This window comes from Bacillus sp. LR--39 (assembly GCF_053613335.1).
Genome location: NZ_JBSIOT010000708.1, coordinates 1 through 784 on the forward strand (window position 1 = coordinate 1; position 784 = coordinate 784).

At 46.0% G+C, this 784-nt stretch carries 1 protein-coding gene; it reads right to left on the reverse strand.

Going from position 1 to position 784, the window contains the following annotated elements:
- Positions 1-13: 13 nt before the first annotated feature.
- Positions 14-784 (reverse strand): POT-type proton-dependent oligopeptide transporter (locus ACWHAR_RS25990; RefSeq protein ID WP_452088289.1); only part of this gene is annotated, 771 nt, incomplete at its 5' end.

Genomic DNA, 784 nt, shown 5'->3' on the forward strand with positions numbered 1-784 from the left:
GGGCTGTTTCTGATTATAAGACCCCTTTCATCGCGCGTTTGATCACCGGCGAGAGCAGCAGGAGAATGCCGCCAAGAACGATAGAAATCAAACCGATGGTGCCGAAGTACATTGTTTCAGGAATTTTATCAAACAATCCGGCTACTTGGGCATTGATCGCTTGGGCTGCTGCGTTCGTCAGAAACCACATACTCATTGTCTGTGCAGAGAAGGCAGCTGGTGCCAGTTTCGTTGTCACGGATAAACCGACTGGAGACAGGCACAGCTCTCCAAGCACGACAAGCAGGAAGCTGAGAACAAGCCAAAGCGGGCTTACGAGTGCTTCTTTTCCTTGCATAGCAGGGAATACCATAATGATAAATGACAATCCGGCTAAAATAATTCCGATTGAGAATTTAACTGGTGTAGACGGCTGGCGTTTGCCAAGCTTCATCCAGAGCCATGCGAATATTGGCGCAAAAATGACGACAAACAATGGATTTAATGATTGGAACCAAGATGACTGAAGTTCGAATCCGCCCAATGAAAGTTTTATGCGTTCATCAGCGTATACCGCAAGAATGGTCGCTCCCTGTTCCTGAATGGCCCAGAACATGACAGCACCGATAAACAAAGGAACGTAAGCGGCAAGACGGGATTTTTCTGTTTTGTCCGCTTTTTTGCTTGTAAACATGATGATGAAATAAATGACAGGAATCAAAATACCGAGAATACTTACAAGGTCGATAAAACGATTGATCGTCAGCACGCCTGTTTGTACAGAGATCATCACTGCGATCGCCAC